General features: G+C 39.2%; 21 protein-coding genes and 2 pseudogenes. 12 read left to right on the forward strand and 11 right to left on the reverse strand.

The features are described from left to right. From ABIB39_RS21730 to ABIB39_RS21765, 8 genes are all read right to left on the reverse strand, one after another. Nucleotides 1-2145 carry a histidine kinase dimerization/phosphoacceptor domain -containing protein gene (locus ABIB39_RS21730; protein ID WP_354432290.1) on the reverse strand — a complete coding sequence of 715 codons (2145 nt, stop codon included), beginning with the start codon at nt 2143-2145 and terminating at the stop codon, nt 1-3. Between the two features lie 206 nt (nt 2146-2351). Continuing rightward, nucleotides 2352-5138 carry a sigma-54-dependent Fis family transcriptional regulator gene (locus ABIB39_RS21735; protein WP_354432291.1) on the reverse strand — a complete coding sequence of 929 codons (2787 nt, stop codon included), beginning with the start codon at nt 5136-5138 and terminating at the stop codon, nt 2352-2354. Nucleotides 5139-5464: 326 nt separating this feature from the next. After that, nucleotides 5465-5641: a DUF302 domain-containing protein gene (locus ABIB39_RS21740; protein WP_354432332.1), complete on the reverse strand. Its 177-nt coding sequence runs from the start codon at nt 5639-5641 to the stop codon at nt 5465-5467. Between the two features lie 542 nt (nt 5642-6183). Continuing rightward, complete coding sequence (locus ABIB39_RS21745; RefSeq protein ID WP_354432333.1) at nt 6184-6378, reverse strand: DUF417 family protein; 195 nt, start codon at nt 6376-6378, stop codon at nt 6184-6186. After that, on the reverse strand, nt 6375-6800 hold the full coding sequence (locus ABIB39_RS21750; RefSeq protein WP_354432292.1) for a DUF983 domain-containing protein: 426 nt from the start codon (nt 6798-6800) through the stop codon (nt 6375-6377). Before ABIB39_RS21750 ends, ABIB39_RS21745 begins: the two co-directional genes overlap by 4 nt. Before the next feature lie 103 nt (nt 6801-6903). Continuing rightward, the gene (locus ABIB39_RS21755) at nt 6904-7863 is read right to left on the reverse strand and encodes an MBL fold metallo-hydrolase (protein WP_354432293.1); all 960 of its coding nucleotides are present in this window, start codon (nt 7861-7863) and stop codon (nt 6904-6906) included. A gap of 47 nt (nt 7864-7910) precedes the next feature. Beyond that, nucleotides 7911-8339, reverse strand: coding sequence for a nuclear transport factor 2 family protein (locus ABIB39_RS21760; RefSeq protein WP_354432294.1), 429 nt, complete (start codon nt 8337-8339; stop codon nt 7911-7913). A 104-nt stretch (nt 8340-8443) separates the two neighbouring features. Next, on the reverse strand, nt 8444-8989 hold the full coding sequence (locus tag ABIB39_RS21765) for a carboxymuconolactone decarboxylase family protein (protein ID WP_354432295.1): 546 nt from the start codon (nt 8987-8989) through the stop codon (nt 8444-8446). A gap of 445 nt (nt 8990-9434) precedes the next feature. On the opposite strand from ABIB39_RS21765, the gene ABIB39_RS21770 reads away from it, so the two are divergent. The 5 genes and pseudogenes from ABIB39_RS21770 (at nt 9435) to ABIB39_RS21790 (ending at nt 14500) form a co-directional block, all read left to right on the forward strand. After that, on the forward strand, nt 9435-10460 hold the full coding sequence (locus ABIB39_RS21770) for a class I fructose-bisphosphate aldolase (RefSeq protein WP_354432296.1): 1026 nt from the start codon (nt 9435-9437) through the stop codon (nt 10458-10460). 53 nt (nt 10461-10513) lie between these two features. After that, nucleotides 10514-11689, forward strand: a complete 1176-nt coding sequence (locus ABIB39_RS21775; protein ID WP_354432297.1) for a sensor histidine kinase — start codon at nt 10514-10516, stop codon at nt 11687-11689. 186 nt (nt 11690-11875) lie between these two features. Beyond that, nucleotides 11876-12970: an ISAs1 family transposase gene (locus tag ABIB39_RS21780; RefSeq protein WP_354432299.1), complete on the forward strand. Its 1095-nt coding sequence runs from the start codon at nt 11876-11878 to the stop codon at nt 12968-12970. Next, nucleotides 12939-13616, forward strand: coding sequence for an IS66 family transposase (locus tag ABIB39_RS21785; protein ID WP_354432300.1), 678 nt, complete (start codon nt 12939-12941; stop codon nt 13614-13616). Before ABIB39_RS21780 ends, ABIB39_RS21785 begins: the two co-directional genes overlap by 32 nt. A 15-nt stretch (nt 13617-13631) precedes the next feature. Beyond that, nucleotides 13632-14500 (forward strand): annotated as a pseudogene (locus tag ABIB39_RS21790) (IS1595 family transposase). 97 nt (nt 14501-14597) lie between these two features. Here the strand turns inward: ABIB39_RS21790 and ABIB39_RS21795 are convergent. Further along, on the reverse strand, nt 14598-15299 hold the full coding sequence (locus ABIB39_RS21795) for a metal-dependent hydrolase (RefSeq protein WP_354432301.1): 702 nt from the start codon (nt 15297-15299) through the stop codon (nt 14598-14600). A gap of 534 nt (nt 15300-15833) precedes the next feature. Between ABIB39_RS21795 and ABIB39_RS21800 the strand changes: the two genes are divergently transcribed. After that, on the forward strand, nt 15834-15992 hold the full coding sequence (locus ABIB39_RS21800; RefSeq protein ID WP_354432334.1) for an oxidoreductase: 159 nt from the start codon (nt 15834-15836) through the stop codon (nt 15990-15992). Between the two features lie 953 nt (nt 15993-16945). On the opposite strand, the gene ABIB39_RS21805 is transcribed toward ABIB39_RS21800, so the two are convergent. Next, a complete protein-coding gene (locus tag ABIB39_RS21805) occupies nt 16946-18007 on the reverse strand; it encodes an alpha/beta hydrolase (protein ID WP_354432302.1) in 1062 nt (353 codons plus the stop codon). 716 nt (nt 18008-18723) lie between these two features. On the opposite strand from ABIB39_RS21805, the gene ABIB39_RS21810 reads away from it, so the two are divergent. Next, a complete protein-coding gene (locus tag ABIB39_RS21810; protein ID WP_354432304.1) occupies nt 18724-19056 on the forward strand; it encodes a putative quinol monooxygenase in 333 nt (110 codons plus the stop codon). A gap of 75 nt (nt 19057-19131) precedes the next feature. Here the strand turns inward: ABIB39_RS21810 and ABIB39_RS21815 are convergent, their stop codons facing one another. Beyond that, the gene (locus ABIB39_RS21815; protein WP_354432305.1) at nt 19132-19347 is read right to left on the reverse strand and encodes a hypothetical protein; all 216 of its coding nucleotides are present in this window, start codon (nt 19345-19347) and stop codon (nt 19132-19134) included. 583 nt (nt 19348-19930) lie between these two features. Here ABIB39_RS21815 and ABIB39_RS21820 point away from each other — a divergent pair. The 5 genes and pseudogenes from ABIB39_RS21820 to ABIB39_RS21840 all read left to right on the forward strand — a co-directional run bounded on the left by ABIB39_RS21820 (nt 19931) and on the right by ABIB39_RS21840 (nt 22619). Continuing rightward, nucleotides 19931-20254, forward strand: coding sequence for an NAD(P)-binding protein (locus ABIB39_RS21820; RefSeq protein WP_354432306.1), 324 nt, complete (start codon nt 19931-19933; stop codon nt 20252-20254). Next, a complete protein-coding gene (locus ABIB39_RS21825) occupies nt 20251-20331 on the forward strand; it encodes a hypothetical protein (RefSeq protein WP_354432335.1) in 81 nt (26 codons plus the stop codon). Before ABIB39_RS21820 ends, ABIB39_RS21825 begins: the two co-directional genes overlap by 4 nt. Beyond that, nucleotides 20313-20579 (forward strand): annotated as a pseudogene (locus ABIB39_RS21830) (GMC oxidoreductase); the annotation flags it as partial. The gene ABIB39_RS21825 and the pseudogene ABIB39_RS21830, both read left to right, overlap by 19 nt. Before the next feature lie 149 nt (nt 20580-20728). Then, on the forward strand, nt 20729-21115 hold the full coding sequence (locus ABIB39_RS21835) for a hypothetical protein (protein WP_354432307.1): 387 nt from the start codon (nt 20729-20731) through the stop codon (nt 21113-21115). 130 nt (nt 21116-21245) lie between these two features. Then, entirely contained in the window at nt 21246-22619 is a 1374-nt protein-coding gene (locus tag ABIB39_RS21840; RefSeq protein WP_354432308.1) for an MFS transporter, read from the forward strand. The last annotated feature ends 39 nt before the right edge of the window (nt 22620-22658 follow it).

A 22658-nucleotide genomic window follows, 5' to 3' on the forward strand; every position in this document is an offset into this window, starting at 1 on the left:
TCAAATTTTAATATTTTCAGGGGTTCTATCCGCCATACTCAGATCGCTAATAAATGAGACGGAGACCTTAGTACCATTGTTATTTTCTATCTGAGTAAATGCATCCAAATCTTCGCTAAGCCCATTGATCAGAACTAAACCTAATGACCCTGATCGAGAACGAGTTACTGCAACATCTATACCCACGCCGTTATCACTTATAACAAGGGTAACCTTATCCCCTGATCGATTAATCGTTACTTTAATAGCCGACCCGGACTCTTTTTGCCTGAAAGCATGCTGCATAGAATTTGTAAGCACTTCATTGATGATCAGCGCAAGTGGGATAGCTTGCATGACACCTACCCTAATTGGATCAATATCTATATGAAACTGTATCGACAGATGTACACCATAACTATCTTTTAGATACCTAATAAGTTCCGGGACGAATCCGGAGATATCAACGGTTTTTAAGTTCTCATCGCTGTAGATTTTTTGATGGATCAATGACATGGCATAGATACGATGCTGGCTTTTTTCTATAGCTCTGAGCGCATCGTTTTTAAGGAAAAAAGCCTGTGATTCTAACAACGAAACAACAGTATGCAGGTTGTTTTTTACCCGGTGGTGAATTTCAGTAAGCAGCCATTCTTTCTGTGTTAAGAGATTATCATTTTCAGCAAGGAGGCCTGATTTCTCGACAGCGAGGGTTTGATTGGCCAGCCTGGTTTCACTATAATGCTTCTTCAAAATCCTGTTCATTCTCTGCTTAACGCGATAGCGATCAATCAGAATTATTAATAAGAAAAAGAGCACAATAGCAAAACCCAATGCCCATTTTCTCGAATAGACCTCATGTTTCAATTGGGTTTCGCGCAGGGTTCCCTGCGCTTGCAACAGTTTGATTGCATTTTCCCTTTGTGTCGTTTCATAGAAGCTGGTAATCTTTTTTAAATCCCTTTGCTGACTTTCCATCAACAAAGAGTCCGCGAGTTTGTTGTGAAGTAATAAGTGCTTTACGCCTATTTTATAATTTTGCTCCAGAGTATCCAACTTAAACCAAACCTTATAATTAAAGTCTTTTGCTGCTGGATTTTTTAAAAGGGTCAAAACAGATTCATTCCTTTTTAAATAAAACGATGCACTTGCATATTGCTTTGAAGCGATGGAATACTTTATGAGAGCCGAATAAATGTAACTTTTATAGGTGTTATTGGTCTGTGGAAGATTTACAACATTAATTAAGAGTTTAAGAAATTTATCGGTTTGTGAAAAATCTTTTAAACCGCTGTAAATGTTTAAATACATCAACGCAACGGCAAAATCAGCAGACGGATCTTTGATCTGAAGGTAGCCTTTCGGAATAGTTTTAACATAGGCTAAAGCTTCCTTTGTTTCACCCAGGCTTAGGTAGCTTTCAGCTACATTAAAAACCAAACTAATGATAGTAGACCTGTCATTAGTTCTTTCAGCTAACAGTATAGCATTTTTAAAGTACCTGATGGCTTTCCGATAATCTTTAAGACGCATATAAGTCATCCCAAGACCATTGTTAATCTGGCACAAGATTGCCGTATCTTGTTCAGCCAATGCTGTTTTTAATGCCCGCAAATGATAGTTAACGGCTTGTAAAAAATCGGACTGTTGAAAATATATACCACCGATCAACTCAAAAACACCCTGTAATCGACTGTAATCGATAGCTTGATATGTGGCCAAGGACAATTTCGCTTCAATCAGGGCTTTGTCGCTTTCCCCATTAATGTTATGTAAATCCGCCAGCATTTTTAAAGCAAATGCTTTTAACTCTAAATTCCTTGAACTGCTGAAAAGGTTAACTGATAATCCTATATAATGTAACTTAAATTTCATTTCTGCTGGTACAGAATAATTGTAATATTGGGCGATTTCATAATAGGCTAATCCGAGATTATGTTCATCCTTGATACCTGATAAAGTCAGTATGGCATTTTCAATTGTCTGTTTTCCTGCTTTCCTCTGATTTTTTTCTCTTAATAAATAGCCCTGTGTTAGCAGAATCCGCCCAGTGCAAGTCTTGTATGGATTTGCCGAATTTAAACGAAAGGCGAGATCTATATACGTTTTCGCACTGTCGAGGTCGGCTGTATCTTCGCCTGTTTTTAAAATATTATATTCTGCCAACCTGATCAGTGTGTTAATTTTCAACGAGTCCGGTTGTTTTTTTTCTAACTGTCTTATCAAGTATGTGGCATCCTTTTTACTTAAATTATGAGTAATGTCCTGCGCATGGCATGTGCACATTATAAAAAATAATATGATTGTGTAGTAATTCTTCATTGCAACTAATTGCGAATAGATAAGGTCATCGTTTCGTTTCAAGCTATTGATTATACCAGGTGTTCTTTTTTAATTCCCAGTCTTTTGATCTTGGAATTCAAGGTGCTCGCCGGAATACCAAGAATTTCAGCAGCTCCAAACCGACCCGAAATCCTGCCCTGGCAATGTTTCAGGATCTTCAGGATATGATCACATTCATTTTCATCAATAGTTTTCAACGGAAACTGTCCGTCACCTGTTGTAGTTGTGAGGTTTTGCTTGTTGTTTGGTAGATGGATTTGTTTGAGTGCATCTCCAGTGGTCAATAAAATGCTACGTTCAATTAAATGTTCAAGTTCCCTGATATTTCCAGGCCAATTATATAGCATCATCTCTTTGAGCGCCTTGTTGCCCAGGGTTGTGATTTGCCGTCCAACTTTTTTGGAATATCGATGTATGAAATGAGTTGCCAATATTGGAATATCCTCTTTACGCTCTCTAAGTGCTGACGAGTATATTGGGAAAATGTTCAAACGGTAGAAGAGATCCGTTCTAAAACGCCCTTGGTCAATTTCTTTTTCAAGGTCCCGATTAGTGGCTGCAATAATCCTGACATCCACTTTTATCGTATTCCTTCCGCCCACACGCTCAATTTCTTTTTCCTGTAATGCCCTTAAAAGTTTAACCTGCAGTTCAAGCGGCATTTCACCGATTTCGTCTAAAAATAAAGTGCCGTTATGGGCGAGTTCAAACTTGCCAATCCGCCGCTCAGTGGCACCGGTAAAGCTCCCCCTTTCATGTCCAAATAATTCACTTTCAATGAGATTAGCTGGTAAGGCGGCACAATTCACCTTTACCATCAATTTATTTTTTCGTGGTGAATTATTGTGGATAGCCCTTGCGATGAGTTCCTTTCCTGTTCCCGTCTCACCTAATATCAATACGGTGGAATCCGTAGGCGCAACTTGCGTAATTAGCCGATAAGTTTTTTGAACAGCGAGGCTTTCGCCTACTATCTCCGCATAGTTCTGCGTAATTTCCATTTCCTCTTTTAAGTAGATGGTTTCTTCTTCCAATTGTCTCTTATATCTTTCTATCTCAATCAATTGTTCGCTAACCCGGTCATTTGCCAAGATATTGGCAACAGCGATCGCAATTTGGGAGCAAATGCTCTTTAAAAGTATTTCCTGAGCTTTGATTTTAGTAAAATCCTGATGTTTAAAGCTCATCACGGCGATATTTTCAGAACCCAACTTAATTGAAATGCCGATGAATGCTTTATTTGTTTCTTCCTTTTCGGGAATCAGGTATGCGGGTATTAGTAATGAATCTGTTCTTTCATGCATTTTAAAAAGGATCGGCCCGTCTTCACCCAGCACTTTATCCAGAAAACCCTCATCAATAAAAGTCCACGTATCAAGAAATGTTAAAAACGCCTGGTTGCTAATGAATAGTCCTTCGGGATCGAATAAAACAGGTTTATGCTTGATTTTTTCCGGGTCAAGCGCGTGTATTATATAATTGTCTATACCGAAAAGCTCCTGAAGTTGAGCTTTCAAGATTTGGGAAAGAACTACGCTATCTCTAACTGATGCGATAGCATTACTAAACTCTAACAATCTGCCTTTTTCCTCTTCCCGGTTTTTGATCTCCTGATTCGCGATGATGTTTGCAACTGCTATGCAAAGTTGGTTAGAAAGGCTTTGTATAAGCTTAAGTTTTTGTGAAGGGATGATTTCCTTATCCTCAAAATATAGGAGCCAAAAACCGAAAACTTCTTCACCTTTAGTAAAACGGGTCATGACAAGCAGTTTTTGACCGCTTTCATAATTAATCTTGGCGTATATGGGTAAATCCTGAGACGTAGCCATCGCCTCCAAATCTATTACAAGCGGTAAATCTGTTATCAGGGCCTGACCCAATATCGGATCATTTAAGGAATATTTTCCATTCTTCGCGTTTTGATAGCCAGGATGGTTTATTGATCTGGCATCTTCATCCAACATAAAAGCGCTTACAGTTTCGGTGTTCTCGCTTCGCACAGCAATAAGGGTATGACTGCAGCCCAGAAGTTGCTTGAGTTCCTGCTTGATCACGTTTGCAAGTTCATCTGTAAATCTTACAGAAGCAATCGCCGTATTTACTGACAATAGTAGTTCTGATTCATTTTTTCTCTGTACAATTTCTTCGATGAGCATTATATTTGAGAAAGCAACGGACAATTGCGCACAAACGGCTCTTAATAGTTTTATTCTTAAAGATTCAAATAATTGTCGGTCAAGGTAAAAGAAGAGATATCCCAAAACATCTCCGTTGGCTTTTAACTCAATTCCTGAAAAATTTTCAACGCCAAAAGCACTCCAAAGCTTAAAAAAAGTGATGATAGGATACTGCTTAATAGTTTCCGTTAGATCAAAAATTTGCGGAAATCCTGAGGAACCCATTTTCTCAAACAAAGCCACAGGTAGTTCATTTGGTGCAATAAAAGTGCCTTCCACATTACACCCGTTATTTTGGTCCGATAAAGGGGAAGAAACAAAGGTGTTAAAGGCTCCTATACCATCTCCGTTTAAAGCGATAGCAAAGCCTGATACGTCGAATAAACTTTTTAGTTTTATACGCAATAAAATAAAGAGTTCTTCTTTATTTCTAGCAGCAGCTATCTCGTTGCTCAGATCTAACAATATTCCCTTTTCTTCCTCGTCGGACTGGATATTTTCTGAAGCCAGGTGATCCTCAACGGATGTACGAAATTGTTTCACAAGTTCCTCGATGCTCATGAGATTATCGACCACTACTCCTGAAAGCATTCTGCTTTTCCCGGACATTAAATGAATAGCTTTGTCAGTGTTGGGCATATAAGGCATTTAAGTTGTAAAATCAATCAAAAGGTATATGATTTGCTAATCTTTTGTCAAACCACCTTATTATTTGATTGCAATGTAAATGCCATTATATATATGACTGATTATAAGATATTTATGATAAGAATACTATGTGTAATTGTTGAAATATCGCTAAAATAACAAGTCATTATTGATATGTAAACAATTCTTGATTAATCTGCAGGATTGGTAAGTAAGTTCTTGTTTTTCAAAAGAATAGGTGAGGTGACAAAAGGTGAATTTTACAGGTTTCTTATTGGTAATATGGGTTTGCTAATTGTGGTCTAACGCAACTTTTATTAGGGGTTCCATTTTAATGAGGAGGCCAGTACCATAGATAAGTGATAGTGTTCTACTAAACACTCTGTTTCACTAAACGCCACCCATACCTTACGGTAATTGCCTTCCCAAATACGGATTTTGAGTGGAAGGTTAAGTGCTTTCAAAGGATTCGCAGATATTAATTTGGCCCCGATAACAGGTTTGCCGGATTATCACAACTTTGACCTTTGTCATACTTGTTCTCATTAAAGTCAAATAAAAAAATAACCCTGGTGTAGATATATTTTTTAAAAATCTTCTTCGGGTTACAACATAGTTTTTGTCCCTCATTTTTATCAAAGCTCAAGATCTTTGATTTTCTATCTAAATAGATTGTTGCAGATTCACTCATGTTAATAATAGCGCTACCCAGGATTACAATATCCTTTGATACCGATCATCCACGTGCTGATGAACAGGGGAATCCCCAATCATGATAGCTCAGGAGGGGTACCCAGGCTTCTGGTGTAGTTATCAGAAAGACAGAGTTCTTGCCGTCAATAATCACCATAAGCAAGCTGGCGATTATACTGGAATGGGCAGTAACTTATAGCACGCAACCAAAATTGCCATCTATATTAAAAACACACCTAATGCATCAGAAAACAGATAAGTATTGTTATACTCCTGCACGAGTGGTTTGTCTTTATCGATTCTCCTTCCTTATTAATATGCTTTTTAGAATCGGTCTGGCTTCTTAAAAAAACGACATGAAAGGGGTATTGGCCAGAAATGGCACGATGCAGTTAGCTTCGTAAGTAAAAAACTTCAAGTCTCCAATCCATAAAAATACGATAACAATACCAAACCGGAGGGCTTTTTGCCAATCTAATCGAGACCGGCAATAAATTTTAAAACTGGATATTTCATTGTCTTGTATTAATTGATTTATTGGATCTGTTGCTTATTCGGAATCTGTGTATCAGCGCTTAATTCAGGCTGATATCTTAAACCCGGCGTAAGCCAGTAAAGAAGAATGATCCTTGAATACCTGAAATTGAATGGTGAAAGAACTATAGTTAGTGTCAAAATAACGACGACGTATAGCCATGGGTTTTGACTGCCGGTGAGAATGTTAATCGCAACGGCACATGTGACCATTTCCGCAACATTCATAGCGTAACTTATCAGCATGGATACATAAAAATAACCCGGTTCAATTTCATAGGTCAAATTACAATGGGAACATTTTTTAAGCATCACCTGTCCGTGAAAACTATACATTGTATTGGCAAACATATCACCTCTCCGGCACCTTGGGCATTTGGCATTTGCTAAAGCCAGCCATACCGGCCATATTTTCACTTTCTCCATATCAATGCGTTCTTAAATTTTAGCTGAAACATTTCCTTTCTGACACTTATTTTCTCGAACAGGATTATTGCATCCTATTCGAGAATTCATCAGCGATAAATGGTTAGATTCCTTTAAAGACCAGCTTGGTAAAAAAATCGCCTTTGATCACAAAACCACCCCATTTTTGATCGTAGGCAGCTGTTGGTTTGGCGGCTATAACGTCACTTAATGTTCTTCCATCTTTTTTTAATTTTGCGACCTTATCCCGGACATTCACAAGCATTTCGTGGAAAGCTATTAATTTCGTTCGATTGCCAATTTCTCCATGGCCGGGAATAATTATGGTATGATTTGTCGTTTTTGCTACGTTGAGTGCTGCCGCGGCAATCATGCCATCAATACTGCCACCGGTTGAGTAATCGATCATTGGATAGTAGCTGTTCCAAAAGGTATCTGCCACATGCAAAATATCCGCATTTGGAAAATAGATCGATGAATCACAGTCGGTGTGGGCTGGCTTGTAGGTTTTAACAAATATTTTCTCGCCGTTAAACTGGTGAGTATGCTCCGTTTTAAAAAGCAAAGTCGGTAACGCCTCACGCGGTAAAGGTTTAAAGGTATATTTCCAGTCCTCCTGATGAATGCTTTTTGTTAGGTGGTCACGGGTAATATCCTGTGCAATGATTTTAGCACCATCCTGATGCATCCATTCGTTGCCACTGGTATGGTCAAAATGCCAGTGGCTATTAATCAGAACTTTAATTGGCTGATGGCTGATCGAATTAAGCGCAGCGACCACGTGCGGTTTAGAAACACTGAAGCCTGCGTCTACCAACAGTTTGCCTTCGGGGCCGTTCAACACGGCGATATTTCCCCCGGAGCCTTCCAACATAAAGATATTGCCCCTAAGCTTAGTCACATTAATCTTAGCCGTAGCTGCAGCTTTGATAATCGTTTCCACAGGACCGGTTCCTGCGCTTTGACTGAATAATATTTTCGGCGCAATAATAGCGCCGGCGGTAAAAATTCCTGCCGTCTTTAGAAATCTGCGGCGGGTATATGCGTTTTGATTTATATTCATAATTTGGATTTTTAAACACAATGTAAAAAAGTATGAGTGGAAGCTTATCAGTTAGCCCATTCAGCGAAATAAGAATGCATTCCCGGGACATCTGAAAAGAAAGTGTTGATCTCCGAAATTTTTCCGTCCCGTATGGTATTGACTGTGGCAATCTGCTCATCAGCGTTTTTATCTCCGGTAGCGGCATGGGTAAAGATCGCCAAGGCAACGCAGTTCAGGCTTTGCCTGATATGATCAAATTCAAAACTAAGTTTTGTTACAAATTGCCTTGCTTTGCTGATCACTTCGTCATGGCCCGTCAATTTATCGGCAAGGTCGTTTTCACCGCTTATTGACCACGTACAGTCTTCTGTAATAATCGATTTTAGCAGATCCCAGTTTTGATCTCTAAAAGCAAGTATGAATTGGTTGCCCAGTTTTTGCTTATCCTCGTCACTAGTGATGGTCGAATAAGTGTTTTCTTTAATTACGCTCATATTAATACTGATAAAAATAAATTTAGGATACAGCATCCCTTAAAAACTGCGATGAATTTTACACGGCGATGCTGTTCCCTTAATCAATTACTTGGAGTTTTGTATCAATCCTGGTCCAATGCAACAGCCTCCGGGAAATCCAGGGGTATAGCGGTGAGGGCATATACATAATTAGTAAATACCTTCGCGGTTATTAATCCGATGAGTTCTATGAGGGCTGCTTCATTATAGCCTGCAGTATAAAAATCTTCGAGTAACTGTAGGTCAGCCTCTCCTTTATTTTCGGTAATGCTTTTTGCAAGCTGAACAGCGGTATTTAATTTATAATCAGTAGTGTGGCCTTTTCTAATATCGATGGTTTCTTCCTGGGTAAACCCTTTTCCTTTAGCAAGCATGGTATGTGCAGCAAGGCAGTATTTGCAATTATTCACTTCGGAAACAACCAGATTTATGGCCTCCTTGTCCTTTGCTGAAAATACGCCCCCGGCCATCGCTGCTTCAAATTGGAGGTAACCTTTAAGGGTTCCTGGTGAATAACCCATGGTCGCATATAAGTTGGGCAGTATTCCTAATTGTTTGCTAATCTGATCAAACAACGTTTGCGAGTCCGGGCTTACTTCATCCCGAGTGGGCACTTTAATCGTTTTCATATTGTAATTTATTTTGTGAATTTATAATATACTGTATGAAGTTAAATTCATGCCACTATTTAAATAATTGATAATCAATATATTGAAATAATTTGAGATCCTTTTTATATGCGATATTTCGCAATTTTAAATTGAAAATTGAAATATCAACTCTTAGAATTGGTTTTGGAACAGGAAATTCTGATGTTCTAGGCTATATTTGGGATTCAATTAGTTAACCACTTAATAGCGAATTAGACTTTAGCGTAATTGTAATTCACGCTTTTAAAAGGTAAGACGCGTAAAAAAAATCTTGATGTTATTTCATTTAGTGGTGGGAAATTCATGATATCTCGCCATCGCCTGATGGTATATCCTAATACAAAAAGCTGAATATCAATATTCTAACAAGTGGCATATTTTTTACTTCACAGTAGATATCATATTACATCAAATATGTAGACCCATGGACATTCAGGCATTACAGAAAACAATTAATCATTGGCTTTCAGGCGATAAGGGGATACTAGCTATGGATGAAAGCACGGCCTCCTGCAATAAAAGGTTTGAAGCGTTGGGCATACCTCAGACGACGGAAATGCGGCGGCGATACCGCGAACTCATCGTAACAGCTGCTGGTTTGGGTGAATACATCAGTGGAGCAATCCTATTCGATGAAACGATTCATCAGCAGGCTAACGACGGTATTTTATTCACCGAACATTTAAAGAATAACGGAATTATTCCCGGCATTAAGGTTGACCTCGGCACGATGGCCTTAGCTGGCTTTCCTGAAGAGAAAATAACTGAAGGACTGGATGGTCTCAGTGGCAGATTATCATCTTATTATGATAAAGGTGCCCGCTTTGCCAAATGGCGGGCTGTATTCGCCATTGAGGGCAACCTGCCCTCTGGCGGCTATCTTTATGCAAACTGTCATTTACTTGCCCGTTATGCAGCTGTATGCCAGGAAGTCGGCTTAGTGCCTATAGTTGAGCCGGAAGTGTTGGTTTCAGGTACGCATAGCCTTGATATTTGTGAAAACATAACTAAGCGGACTTTAGATTTTCTTTTCGGGGAAATGTTGAAACAAAGGGTGAAATTGGATGCCATACTTTTAAAACCCAACATGATCACAGCCGGAATAGACCACCAGAACCAACCTGGAATATTAGCGGTGGCTGAGGCAACCGTACTTTGTCTGTTGGAAACAATTCCAGCTTACGTACCAGGAATAGCATTTTTATCGGGTGGACAATCGGCTCAACTAGCTTCAGCGCGGCTTAACGAGATGCATATCCGATTCAAAAATTCAATGCCTTGGAAATTAACCTATTCATTTTCGAGGGCCCTGCAGCAACCTGCTTTAGGTTGTTGGAGAGGTGCTGATGAAAATATACAGCAGGCACAAAAAAAACTGGTTAAAAGAGCAGCTTTGAATTCTGCTGCCAACCGAGGCGTTTACCACGTCAGCATGGAAAATGATGATTAGCACAGATTAGCGGTTTAAAGCAAATTTCACCTTTATCCAAATTTTAAAATCAGATGAATTCAGTTACACAAAATTTAAGTATTCCGGACAGTTTCAAAGTTATTGAGGAAAAAACCCTCAGGAATAATCGCGCGTATTACGGAATTGATAAGGGGGTTACTCTCACTCAAAGAGCAGCAAAAACGGAAAATGCACTTGAATCCGCAGGTATTGGTACCTGGAGTTTTGATCTTATAAATAATGTGTTAAAAATCTGCGAGCGCTGTAAAAAAGTTATAGGCATTCAGACTAAAAATATTGTGTCTAGAAACTCCTTGTTTAGTCTGATATCAAAAGAACAACTCCCTATACTATTGAACGCTTTCAAGAGTGTTAAGGAAAAAGGAATTCCGGTTGATATGCAATTACCGATAAATTTTATATTAAGTAAAACTAAACAGCAAAAATGGGTACGTATCACAGCCATCATCGCTAAGGCACCTTGCGGTAGCCTGACGATAATTTATGGCACTATTTCGGAGATTAGGACCAGCAGTAATATTGGTGTAAATTGGGAAGACCTTATGGCCATCGTAAGCCATGAGATGAAGTCACCGTTATCATCGATCAAACTATATGTTCAGCTAAGCAGGGCAAATGCCGTAAAGGAACATAATCAAGATATGGTGAAGTTTTTGACCAGTGCAGATCAAATGGTGGATAAAGCCACCAATATGCTGAATTATTTTATCACCGGGCCAATTTTGGATACAGGGAGATTGAAACTAACTGTATTTGAATTTAACGTTACTGACCTGATATCAGAAGTTGTTAAAGAAGTTCAGTTTATTCATCCTGCACACCGGCTTGTCTTCCAATCTGATCCTGAAATTCTGTTACACGCAGACCGCGACCGGATTGGTCAAGTGGTAGAGAATCTGCTGACTAACGCTATTAAATACTCACCTAATAAACGTCCAATTATCATAGAATGTATAAAAACAGAAAATCAGCTAACCATTTCAGTTAAAGATCAAGGAATAGGTCTTCCCGCTGGTGAATTTACCAATGTTTTTGATAAATATTATCGCGTTGAAAATGCGCTTGAGAAGAAAGTAACAGGGTCAGGCATCGGCTTATATCTGTGTAAACAAATTATCGATGAACATCATGGCAACATTTGGGTAAGAAGTGAGGAAAATAATGGCTCAACTTTTTACTTCAACTTACCATTATTTGCTGATCATTGAGTAGCAACGTTACAAACATTAAAGAAGCGAAAGCATTTGGCACACAAGTGATATACGAAACTTATAGTAAACGACAACCACCATTAGATCTTTCAGACAGGGCAAACGCATCTAAAATATGTTGGTAAGTTGAGAAAAAGATTTAAGTAAAGGAACAGGAAAAGCTTTTTTCGCAAGAAAAACGCCATGAGCAGTCCGATAAGTCATTTTTCAAGCTTGACCGATCCTCGGGTGGACCGGACGAGGGAGCACCTTTTAGAAGATATTATCTTCATTACCATAGCAGCCGTTATCTGCGGTTGTGAGAACTGGAACGATATTGAATCTTACGGGCATTCGAAACAGGCGTGGTTGTCCGGTTTTTTATCGCTTCCGGCTGGTATCCCATCGCATGACACCTTCAACCGGGTATTTGCCGCCTTAGACCCTTTGGAGTTTGAAACCTGTTTTTTGGAGTGGGTAAAAAGTGTAGCTAAACTTACTGATGGGGAAATCATCAGCATAGATGGCAAAACTATTCGTGGTTCACGGGGCAAAGGCCCAAAATCAGCCATCCACATGGTAAGCGCCTGGGCGGGAACAAATACCATGGTGTTAGGACAAGTCAAAACAGCAGAGAAATCCAACGAGATCACCGCCATTCCTAAACTACTGAATGTATTGGAGTTAAAGGAGTGCATAGTAACTATTGATGCAATGGGTTGCCAAACAGCTATAATCAAACAAATTAAAGAGGCAGGGGCGGACTACGTTATTGCCGTTAAAGGCAATCAGGGGCAACTGGAACAGGATGTAGCAGACACCCTGCGCTTTTGCAGCCCGGTATCACAGTACAAAGATGTAGATTCCGGGCATGGCCGCATAGAAACCCGCATCTGTTCGGTATATACAGATCTCTCCCATGTTCAGCAGCCTGAACGCTGGCCCGGAGTAAAAGCTATCGTCTGTGTGGAAGCCACCCGTTACCTCAAAGCCTCACAAAAAGAACAAAAAGAAAAGCGGTATTATATCACAAGTATGGGGGCCGGTGCGGAAAAGATCGCCGGGGCGGTGCGCTCCCATTGGGGAATTGAAAACTCCCTGCATTGGATACTTGATGTAGCTTTCAATGAAGATAGTAGCAGAAAACGAACCGGAAATGTAGCCGAAAACTTCTCCATCATCTGTAGAATTGCACTCAATCTGATTAAAAATGATACCACTAAAAAGAGAAGCGTCAAAGGAAAACGACTTATCGCCGGATGGGATAATGACTATCTACTTAATATCCTCGAAAATTAGATGCGTTTGGTTCTGGACGTGGCAAAATGAACGGTTAACTTTTATTATACAGTCACAAAGCAGGGGGCATAAAACCATTGCCGAAACATTTCCTGATAGTTTACCCGGTGCGGTACTGGTTCATGACGCCTGGGCTGCACATTTTCGATGTCCTGCTTTAGGCCACCAGATCTGCCTGGTACATTTGTTCAGGGACTTAAATTATATTGAGCAGGTGCACGGGAGCAGCTGGGCAGGGCCTTTAAAAACGGTGCTTAAAGACGCCATAATATTAAGCAAACAGGCGGATTATGATGGCTTATCTGACAGTCCGGAAAGAAACGTGTTAGAACAATCACTTTTAAATTTGCTCGCGCAACTGTTGCCTGATAAAGATAAACTGGCAATCAGGCTCCAAAAAAAACTCAATAAAATCCCTCAGGATGCACTTCGCTTTTTACACTATAATCATGTTCCTGCTGATAATAACGGTTCAGAAAGAGCCATCAGGACCATTAAAGTCAAACAAAAAGTATCCGGAGGTTTTAGGTCTATCGATGGTGCTGATGCTTTTGCTGCTATCCGATCTGTTATTGATACTACTATTAAATCTGCTCAAAAAGTCTTTCAGGCAATCACTTTAATCGCTAACTTTAGTCCTGAATAGTTACGATTTAAGAGCCTGTCGTTATTTGAATTTCAAACGAGGTTTCCCTATAAGGGTAGTTGTGTCAAGTATTTAGCTGAGGTGAAATGGGGCAATGAATATATTTGTAAGAAGTGTGGCCATATGCATTATTATAAGGGCAACAGCGTAGAAGATAGACAATGTACGCGTTGCAGATATGTAGAATCAGCTTCGGCAGGGACTCTTTTCACGGATGTAAGTTCTCCGTTTTAAAGGCATTTTATATTGTTTATTATGTATCAACCACCAAAAATGGGATCAGTAGTACCGAACTTAGCAGAAAGCTAGGCCTAAGGCAAAAGACCTGTTGGTTATTTAAACAGAAAGTCATGAAGGCGATGACAAGTAGCGGGGATTTTCCCATGGAAGGAAAAGTAGATGTGGATGAGACGTATGTAGGCGGCCAGGATGACCAGATTATGGGCCGTAAAAAAGGCAGCAAGAAAATTGTAGTGGTTTCAATAGAAAAGAAAGGCAAAGGGGTATCCAGAATGTATGCCAAAGTAGTTGCCGCTGCCAGTAAAGAAAACCTGAAAGGGTTTATGAAAGGTCATATCAAACCGGAAGCATCTGTGCGTACAGACCAATGGGCGGGCTATAAGGGACTGGAGGACGAGTTTCCCAACATTGTCCGGGAGAAGTCAGAAAAGAAAGGGAAAAACTTCAAGGACCTACATCGATGCATAATGATGTTCAAAGCTTGGTTGAGAGATGTCCATCATTCAGTGAGACATCTCCAATCATATTTGGACGAATACACCTACCGCTTCAACAGACATCAGATGAAAGTGGGCATTTTTGAAAATCTTATCGAAAGAATGGTCAAAAACGAACCCCATACCTATAAAATGATTATCAGTTAAACGCCTATTTCAATTCGATTATTTGCTCTAAGTATTTTACTGGATTCTAATACATACTCAAGAGATTCTGTGATATATAGAGAAATAGTCATCGTTTCTAAAGACTTTCGTTTCCAGTTTTTATGTCGGTCACCGAACCAATTTTCAATAACTGAAGATTTATATCCTTTATTTGAAATGCGGATACCGCCTCGTCTTTATTGATTTCAATAAATTTGAAAGTATCGTAGTGGACCCCGATAACTTTCTTTACGTTGATCATACTTGCAGCCTCTGCTGCGTCCTCGAAACCCATAGTAAGATCATCGCCAATCGGAAGTATCGCGAAATCAAGTTCTGCCCATTTTGGGATTAGCTGCATATCCAGGGTCAGCGCCGTATCACCGCTGTAGTAAAAATTGCCTTGAGCGCTTCTAAAAATAAAACCACTGGCTACGCCGCCGTTTTCGCCGGTCGTAAAGCTACTGGAGTGAACGGCAGTCACGCATTTTACTGTACCGAAATCGAATTGCCACTTGCCACCCGGATTCAATGGTTGCGTATTGTTCACCCCGTTTTTAATACACCAGCTGACGATCTCGAAATTGGAAACTACTAAGGCTTTAGTTCTTGTTGCGATATTTAATAGATCATCTATATGATCGAAATGGGCGTGAGATATAAAAATATAATCGGCCGGTATTTCATCAATTTTAATGTTGCCGGCCAATGGATTGCCCTTTATAAACGGATCAAAAAGAATGTGTTTACCATTAATTTCAGCTGAAAAACAAGAATGACCGTAGTAAGTGATTTTCATAAAAATGAGTAATTTAATATATGTTAATACAGACTTATCTCCACTCAATTCAGATGCCAATTTATAACGTGTTGACTATGAGGTTTATGTAATAGAATCTTGATATTTAGGCTATTGAAATATCACTAATTATTGAAATTTCAGGTATAGATACCCGTATAAACTGTCTGGCTCAAAATCATTAAGAGGGTTTTTGTCGAAATTTCAGCAGCATAATACCGCCGATGACCTGAAAGCGTTCGCCAAACGGCATTCCTTATCAGAATGTTCGATTATTATTCCCGGAGTGTACCTGATACGGGATTGATTTTGTTTGAAAGCACAGCAATAAACCGATCATCCTCAAAGCATTTTAGGGATATCCGATTTTTACGGAAAAGGATTAAATGGCTGGAAATGTGTTATTAACGCGGTTCACAAAAAAAGGAGTTATGGGATCACAGCTATGGCATGTTGGAATAGCCAAACCTGACCCTTTATGATGGCTGCCTCCCGATTATTTTGAGGGACTTAATACAATGAACCCTCGGTAGTATACAAGCCGTTATTGCAGCTTTCGCGGATGCTGCATTGCATGCTAAAAATATCGGTATTGATTTTGTGGAGATACATGGAGGACATGGATACCTCATTGATCAATTATTTGGGAACGCACCAACTGTAGAAGAGTTGAATATCGTGGTGAAACTCTAAAGGAAAGAACCATGTTTGCGGTAGAAGTGATAAAAGTTATTCGGAAATTAGTAGGAGAAAATTTTGTCACCCTCATAAGATTGTCCCACGTGGAAATTAGAGGATTATGAGGCCAGGCTTGTATAAACGCCCATAGATATGGAATCGTGATTACTTCATTTATCGGAAGCCGGCGACGATATTTTCGACTGTTCGCTGAGGAGATATTGGGAGCCGGAGTTTAAAGGTTCGTATTTGAGCTTAGCCGGCTGGGCAAAAAAAATAACAGGTAAACCAACTATTACCGTAGGTTCGGTAGGATTATCCGGCGTTTTTTTACAATAGTTTATGAATGATGCCGGATCAAAATAAGATGATCTAAATGATTTAATAAGGAGATTTGAAAGGGGTGAATTTGACCTCGTGGCTGTTGGTCGTTCATTACTCCAAGTTCCCGATTGGATAAGAAAAAGTTAAAAAAGGAAAATTCTACGAATTACAGAATTTTGAAAAAATAGTCTTAAAGTATTATCTTGAAAAGTTTTACACTTGTAGGAGGATATTATTAGGCCCTTTAACGGTCAGATTGTGACGATAAATTAGTAAGGTTCTAAGTGCAGTGTTTAAAGCAGGGAGCAGTAGATGCACCAAATTAACAATAAAGGTCTTATGTATGCTCTGGGAATATAAACATCGGAAATCTTTTTAAAAGCGGGCGCATAATTAATTGCGTGCGCTTTCATAATGGAAACCACCCCTTTGCCAAATATTCATGTAATTTTCTAAATACTTCATCCCTCTAACTCAGAAAAAACATTGAAGTGGCTCGCTCAAAAACAGATTCTTCAGAGCCATTTTTGAAAGCTCTAAAGGATCTGTTAAGGACTTCAAAAGAAAAAATTTAATAGGACGTTTTAAAATAACTCCGCTGTTGAAAAAAAAAGGAATATTTTTATAACTTGAACAAAGAGTTGTTATTTTAAATATTTATTGAGTTCCGCGGCTGCCTGAACAAACAAGGATTTTGTTTGAGGAATGTTAGCCAGCCCGTTAAGTAATCCGAAATCATGAATAACCCCATTATAACGTACCGTCGTTACTTTAACTCCTGCCTGCTCTAGTTTACGGCCATACGCCTCCCCTTCATCTCGCAATATGTCATTTTCTGCTACTTGTATAAGCGCAGGTGGTAAACCTGTTAATTGTTCGACAGTAGCCTGCAAAGGTGATGCGTGGATGTCAATCCTTTTCTCTGTATCAGGGATGTACATATCATACATCCATTTCATTGTGGGGGTTGTCAGGAAGCGCTGGTCTCCATACATTTTATAGGATTCCGTCTCAAAATTGGCATCAACAATAGGCCAGAACATTATTTGTAATTTGATTTTTGGTCCGTTCTGTTCCTTCGCCAATATCGTGGTAACGGCGGTCATGTTTCCACCAACACTATTTCCTACTATGGCGAGATTTTCACCATTTACGTTAATTTCTTTACCATGCTCAGCAACCCATTTAACCGCCGAATATACCTCATTGATTTGAGTTGGATATTTTGCCTCGGGCGTCCTAGTGTAGTTGACAAATACACCAACACATCCTGATAAAACCACTAAATCTCTAACCATGCGCTCGTGGGTAGGGAAATCACCTAAAACCCAGCCGCCGCCATGAATAAATACAAAAACCGGCAGCAGGCCCTTTTTTCCTTTTGGTCTCACAATATTAAGTTTAGTAGTATGCCCGTCGCTGTTAATGGTCTTTTCAGAAACCTCTATCCCAGATAAATCAACCGGAAAAGCTTTTTGTCCGTTTACAAGAACTTTTCGTGCATCTTCAGCTGTCATGGTCTCCAGTCCGGGGCCTCCATTATTTAATAGCTTCAGGAATGATCGTACGGCAGGGCTTAAATGAGGATCTGTTGAATAATCTGCCACTTGGCCATGAACAGGATCGGTGAAAGCCATAGTAAGAATAATGGCACCTGATACCATTAATGATTTTTTGGAATTGTTGTTTTTAATATTTGTTTTCATTTCATTTGAATTTTGATTCCAACCTTCTTGATTGATGGTACATTCTATTCAAACGTAATGCCAATGACTTAATATGTTAGTAATTAAATGTTTATGACATTTATGCTTTTTTCTTAATTGATGATATATGGCAATAATAAAAGAATTAATTAAATATCACCAAAACTGAAGAGGCTTAACTTTTCAGATGCGCTTAATTATGAAGTTTTAATATGCATCTCTTCCAAATTATAACCAAGATATTTAAAAAAGCATGTATTACCAAAAACAACAACTAACCTTATCTAGTACAGCTTTCGATAAATTTACTTTACCCTCCAAAATGATTGGACATAGTGCGCTTAGAAACTCATGATATATCATTAATTTAAAGTCTTATGGGGTTATATCACAATTACAAAATAAGTGACGTATGACTTAAATATTTAATAATCAATTATTTAATTTATGGTTTAATTTTGTAAGATTTACTCACAAAAGGCAATTATAGCCAGCAACTTCAGCTCAAAAAAAATAGAAAAAGCACAACAATAAAAAGCGCATTTGCATGTTAGGTTAGGCTAGTAGATCGACGCTGAATTTTTGCTGTAAGTCTAAGGGGAGGCGCGTTTTATGATGATCAGCAACGATTTGACTAAAATGGAATGGATTGCCAAAATAATTTTTATGAATAAACAACCCAAAACAATAAGTAAAAACCACTAAAAAAGTAGAAAATGGAACCACTCGTATTATTAATCAAGTTTACCGCTAACGCCGGTAACAAAAAAGAATTTAAAAGGCTTCTGATGGAACTGTTTGAAGCCATCAGTAAAGAACCGACATTTGTAAATGCGATTTTGCATGAAGGGGTGCAGCAACCTGATGAGATACTTGTCTATGAGACGTGGAATGAAACCTTGGAAAACTTCCTAAAGGTTCAAATGGTAAAGCCATATCGAGCCCTATATGAAAAAGCACTGACAGCATTAAATGTCACAAGAGAATTATCTGTATATACCCCTTTCGCAAGCTGGGTTGCTGAGGTACCTAATAGGAAATTATTGTAAAATAGTTTTCAATAATTTAGTATAAGAATCATATGGTTGTAACTTAGCTCCTCACCATGATAATTTATCACCACTTCAGTATTGTTGCATACCTTTGTCTGCATTCGCAATTTTGCTGGCAGACAAAGGCTTAGTGCCATTTCTAATCACTTCGATATAATAATATATTGAAACAAACCCTCCTACTCCTCGTATGGCACCGATAACGCGATGGCCATCCGCCGCCAGCATAATTGCACTTAATTTACCAAAACCTGTACTGGTGCCTGTTATTAAAATTGCTTTTGACATCAATTTTAAATTTGATGAATAGAACGAAATTTCAAAGCATGTGCCAAATTATTATATTATTGAAATCAATTAATTGAATTAAATATTAGGAATGTTTGTAAAGCGAGATATAGCTATTCTTAAAAATATATTGCCGATAGGGTAATAACAAATTTAACGATGTCACTATTGTTTTACATGTCAGTTGTTTTGTATTAGGTTTTTATATACGTCCAATACCGTTCCAAAATTATTTTCAAAATCACTGCTTCTAATAAATACGCTACCCTACCATTTACTCTCAACGGCATAATTTTTTTTTCTATCTGTTGATAAGCCAATTCGTTTTTAAGTCAATTAGCCAATCCAATTTCTTTACGTAAAGAGATTGGATTGCGTCATTTATTACCAAGTCGTTTCATGTAATTCTTGATATTTAGACAGCCCGTCGCTAATCAACAGCTGGAAAATATATTTAAATAAGCTAAAGATATATAACTAACTGTTGATCAATTGATTGGCTACTGGCATCATTTTAAATCACTTTAACTACACACTATTCCATACGGGTTGGGATTCGTTTAGTCTATTAATTTGAAATCTTATGAAAGAATTTAGTAATCAAATCAATGAAGTTAAAGCCGATTATCAAAAGAAAACATTAGAATATGACTATGTCATAGTTGGTGCAGGATCTGCTGGCTGCGTAATTGCGAAACGGCTTGCGGAAAGCACGGACGCAAGTATTCTTCTGCTGGAAGCAGGAGAAGATGATAACGGATCAGACCGGATTCAAAATCCGCTTCGCTGGCTTGAAAACATTGGATCCAAGCAGGACTACCTATATCATTATCAGCCGGCACCAGCGATTAATAACATGGTTATTTATGTACCCAGGGGGGAATTCTTGGTGGATCTGGGAGCATAAATGCCATGGTTTGGGCACGGGGAAATAAAACTGATTATGACGACGGGATGCTTGTTCAACATATTTCCATCCGGTAGGCACTTGTGCGATGGGGATTGGACCGCAATCTGTCGTCGATAATCGACTTATGGTTCGAGGGGTAAAGGGCCTTATGATAGCCGAAGCCTCTATTATACCGCAAATACCTACTAAAGTTGGTAAGTTCCATACGCTGTTTAAGATAGCCGAAGCCTCTATTATACCGCAAATACCTACGGCAAATACGAATGCAACTACAATAATGATCGCCGAGTTCGCCTCAGAAATACTTCTTGGTTTGCGATAGATTATTAATGGGCAAACGTCAGACGACATATCACATTGCCATACATAAGTACGCTGTAAGGACAATAATCCTGGCAGCAAACTGGTCAGCCAATAGCTTTATAGAATTTTCGTTTTTGGAAATTGTTGAATTTAAATATTAATTTCATCATGAAAGTAGCATATTTCTTTATTTCTCCTCAAGCCGGATTATTACGGCTTGTAGAGATTATATTACCGGAACTTGAGAATGACCAACATCCAATCGAAGTCGTTGCCATGTGTTTTTTTGACGAGAATGAGATCGCCCTCGACCTTGGTAATGACATTGGAAAGCGATTGAACGTTCTCGCCAAAAATCAAGGAATTCTGCTATTGAAAAGCGTGAAGACGATAATGAATCACCTACAGATCGCAAGTGTTCATAAGACAGTCACAAGGCGAAATCCGAGCGAATGCGTAGTTGTTACTTTACAAGACGGCAATGAGACCGGATGTTTCCCGGATTTTTACACCGCGGCTTACAAGAACCTTCCAGATAGAATTATTTCGCTCTAAATAATTCGATAGCAATGCCTGCCGTTAAAGACATTGTCAGAATCAATGCCGCTATACAGAATTTACAAGATTTTTTGTGACTTTATGGCCACCTGATGAATGTTGAACATTGTTTATTTTTGTACCTTGAATGAACACCGAATCGCAAATAAAACAAGTCTCTTTTGTACAGATAGTGACAATCACCAGTTTGGCTTTTGTGGTGGCACAATTGGATGTATCTATTGTTAATCTGGCCTTACCTCAAATATCCCAGAGCTACCATTCCGGGATAAGTACACTTCAGTGGGTGGTAGATGCCTACACACTTGCATTTGCTGTAATGATGTTGTCTGCAGGTAATTTGACCGACAGGCTCGGCGCATTACCAATTTTTCGATCAGGCCTGTTAATTTTTGGTATTGCATCTGCCGGATGCGGCTTAGCAACGAGTAGTTTAGCCTTGATCATATTCCGAATCGTGCAAGGTATCGGTGCTGCAACAATGATTCCCAGTTCATTATCAATATTGAATCAGGCATTTTCCCATGAACAGGAATCCAGAACGCGTGCTGTAGGCTTATGGACAGCAGCCGGCAGCGCCGCGTTGGCAGCAGGACCGCTCATAGGAGGCTTGCTCATCCATTTCAGTAATTGGCGCTATATATTTTTTGTTAATGTACCCATTTGCCTCGTTGGTTTGCTGCTAAGTTTTCGTCTCTCAACCTATCAAGTGGTTAAGACTCGAAAAAAATTCGACGCTTTTGGCCAGGTCACCTGGATGATTTCGGTTACCTTATTCATCGCATCCATAATTGAGTGGCATAATTATGGATTTAAGAATATTAAGATATATGGCGCTTTGATATTAAGCGCTATCTTGTTTAGCTTCTTTCTGCGTATCGAAAACAGATCGTTAAATCCGATGCTGCCCTTGGGCTTGTTCAAGTCGTCCCGTTTTAATACCCTCCTTATTGTTGGGGCTGTATTGAATGGTACGTATTACGGCAGCGTTTTCGTACTTGGTCTATACTTACAAACCGTTTTGCAATACCCCTCAATAATGGCAGGATTGGCGTTTCTTCCCTTAACTTTTGGTTTCGTAATCTCTAACCTGATCAGTGGTAAGATCATTAATCGATTTGGAGTAAGGAACTCAATTCTGGTTGGCCTCACTATTTTTGCCCTTGGTTTCGCAGGACTTTTCGCTGCGGGGGCTAATACTTCTTATCAAGTTTTATTCCTGCCTTTCCTGATAATGCCCATTGGAATGGGGCTGGCTGTTCCGGCAATGACCAATGGCATTTTAAATAGTGTGGACAAATCCCTATCCGGTACGGCCTCAGCTGTTTTAAACACCGTCAGGCAAACAGGAGGGGCAATTGGAGTTGCTACTTTTGGCGCTTTCGCTGCCGGCGGTAAATTTTCTATACTTAGCGCGATCCCGCTCAGCGCGGCAATAGCTATCGCTTTAATTATTATGGCAACCGGATTGACCATTAAATACGTTATCACACACAAATAGACTGCACCGATGGTTTCTTAGAGAATCATATAAATTAAA

This window comes from Mucilaginibacter sp. UYP27 (assembly GCF_040547175.1).
Lineage (GTDB): Bacteria > Bacteroidota > Bacteroidia > Sphingobacteriales > Sphingobacteriaceae > Mucilaginibacter.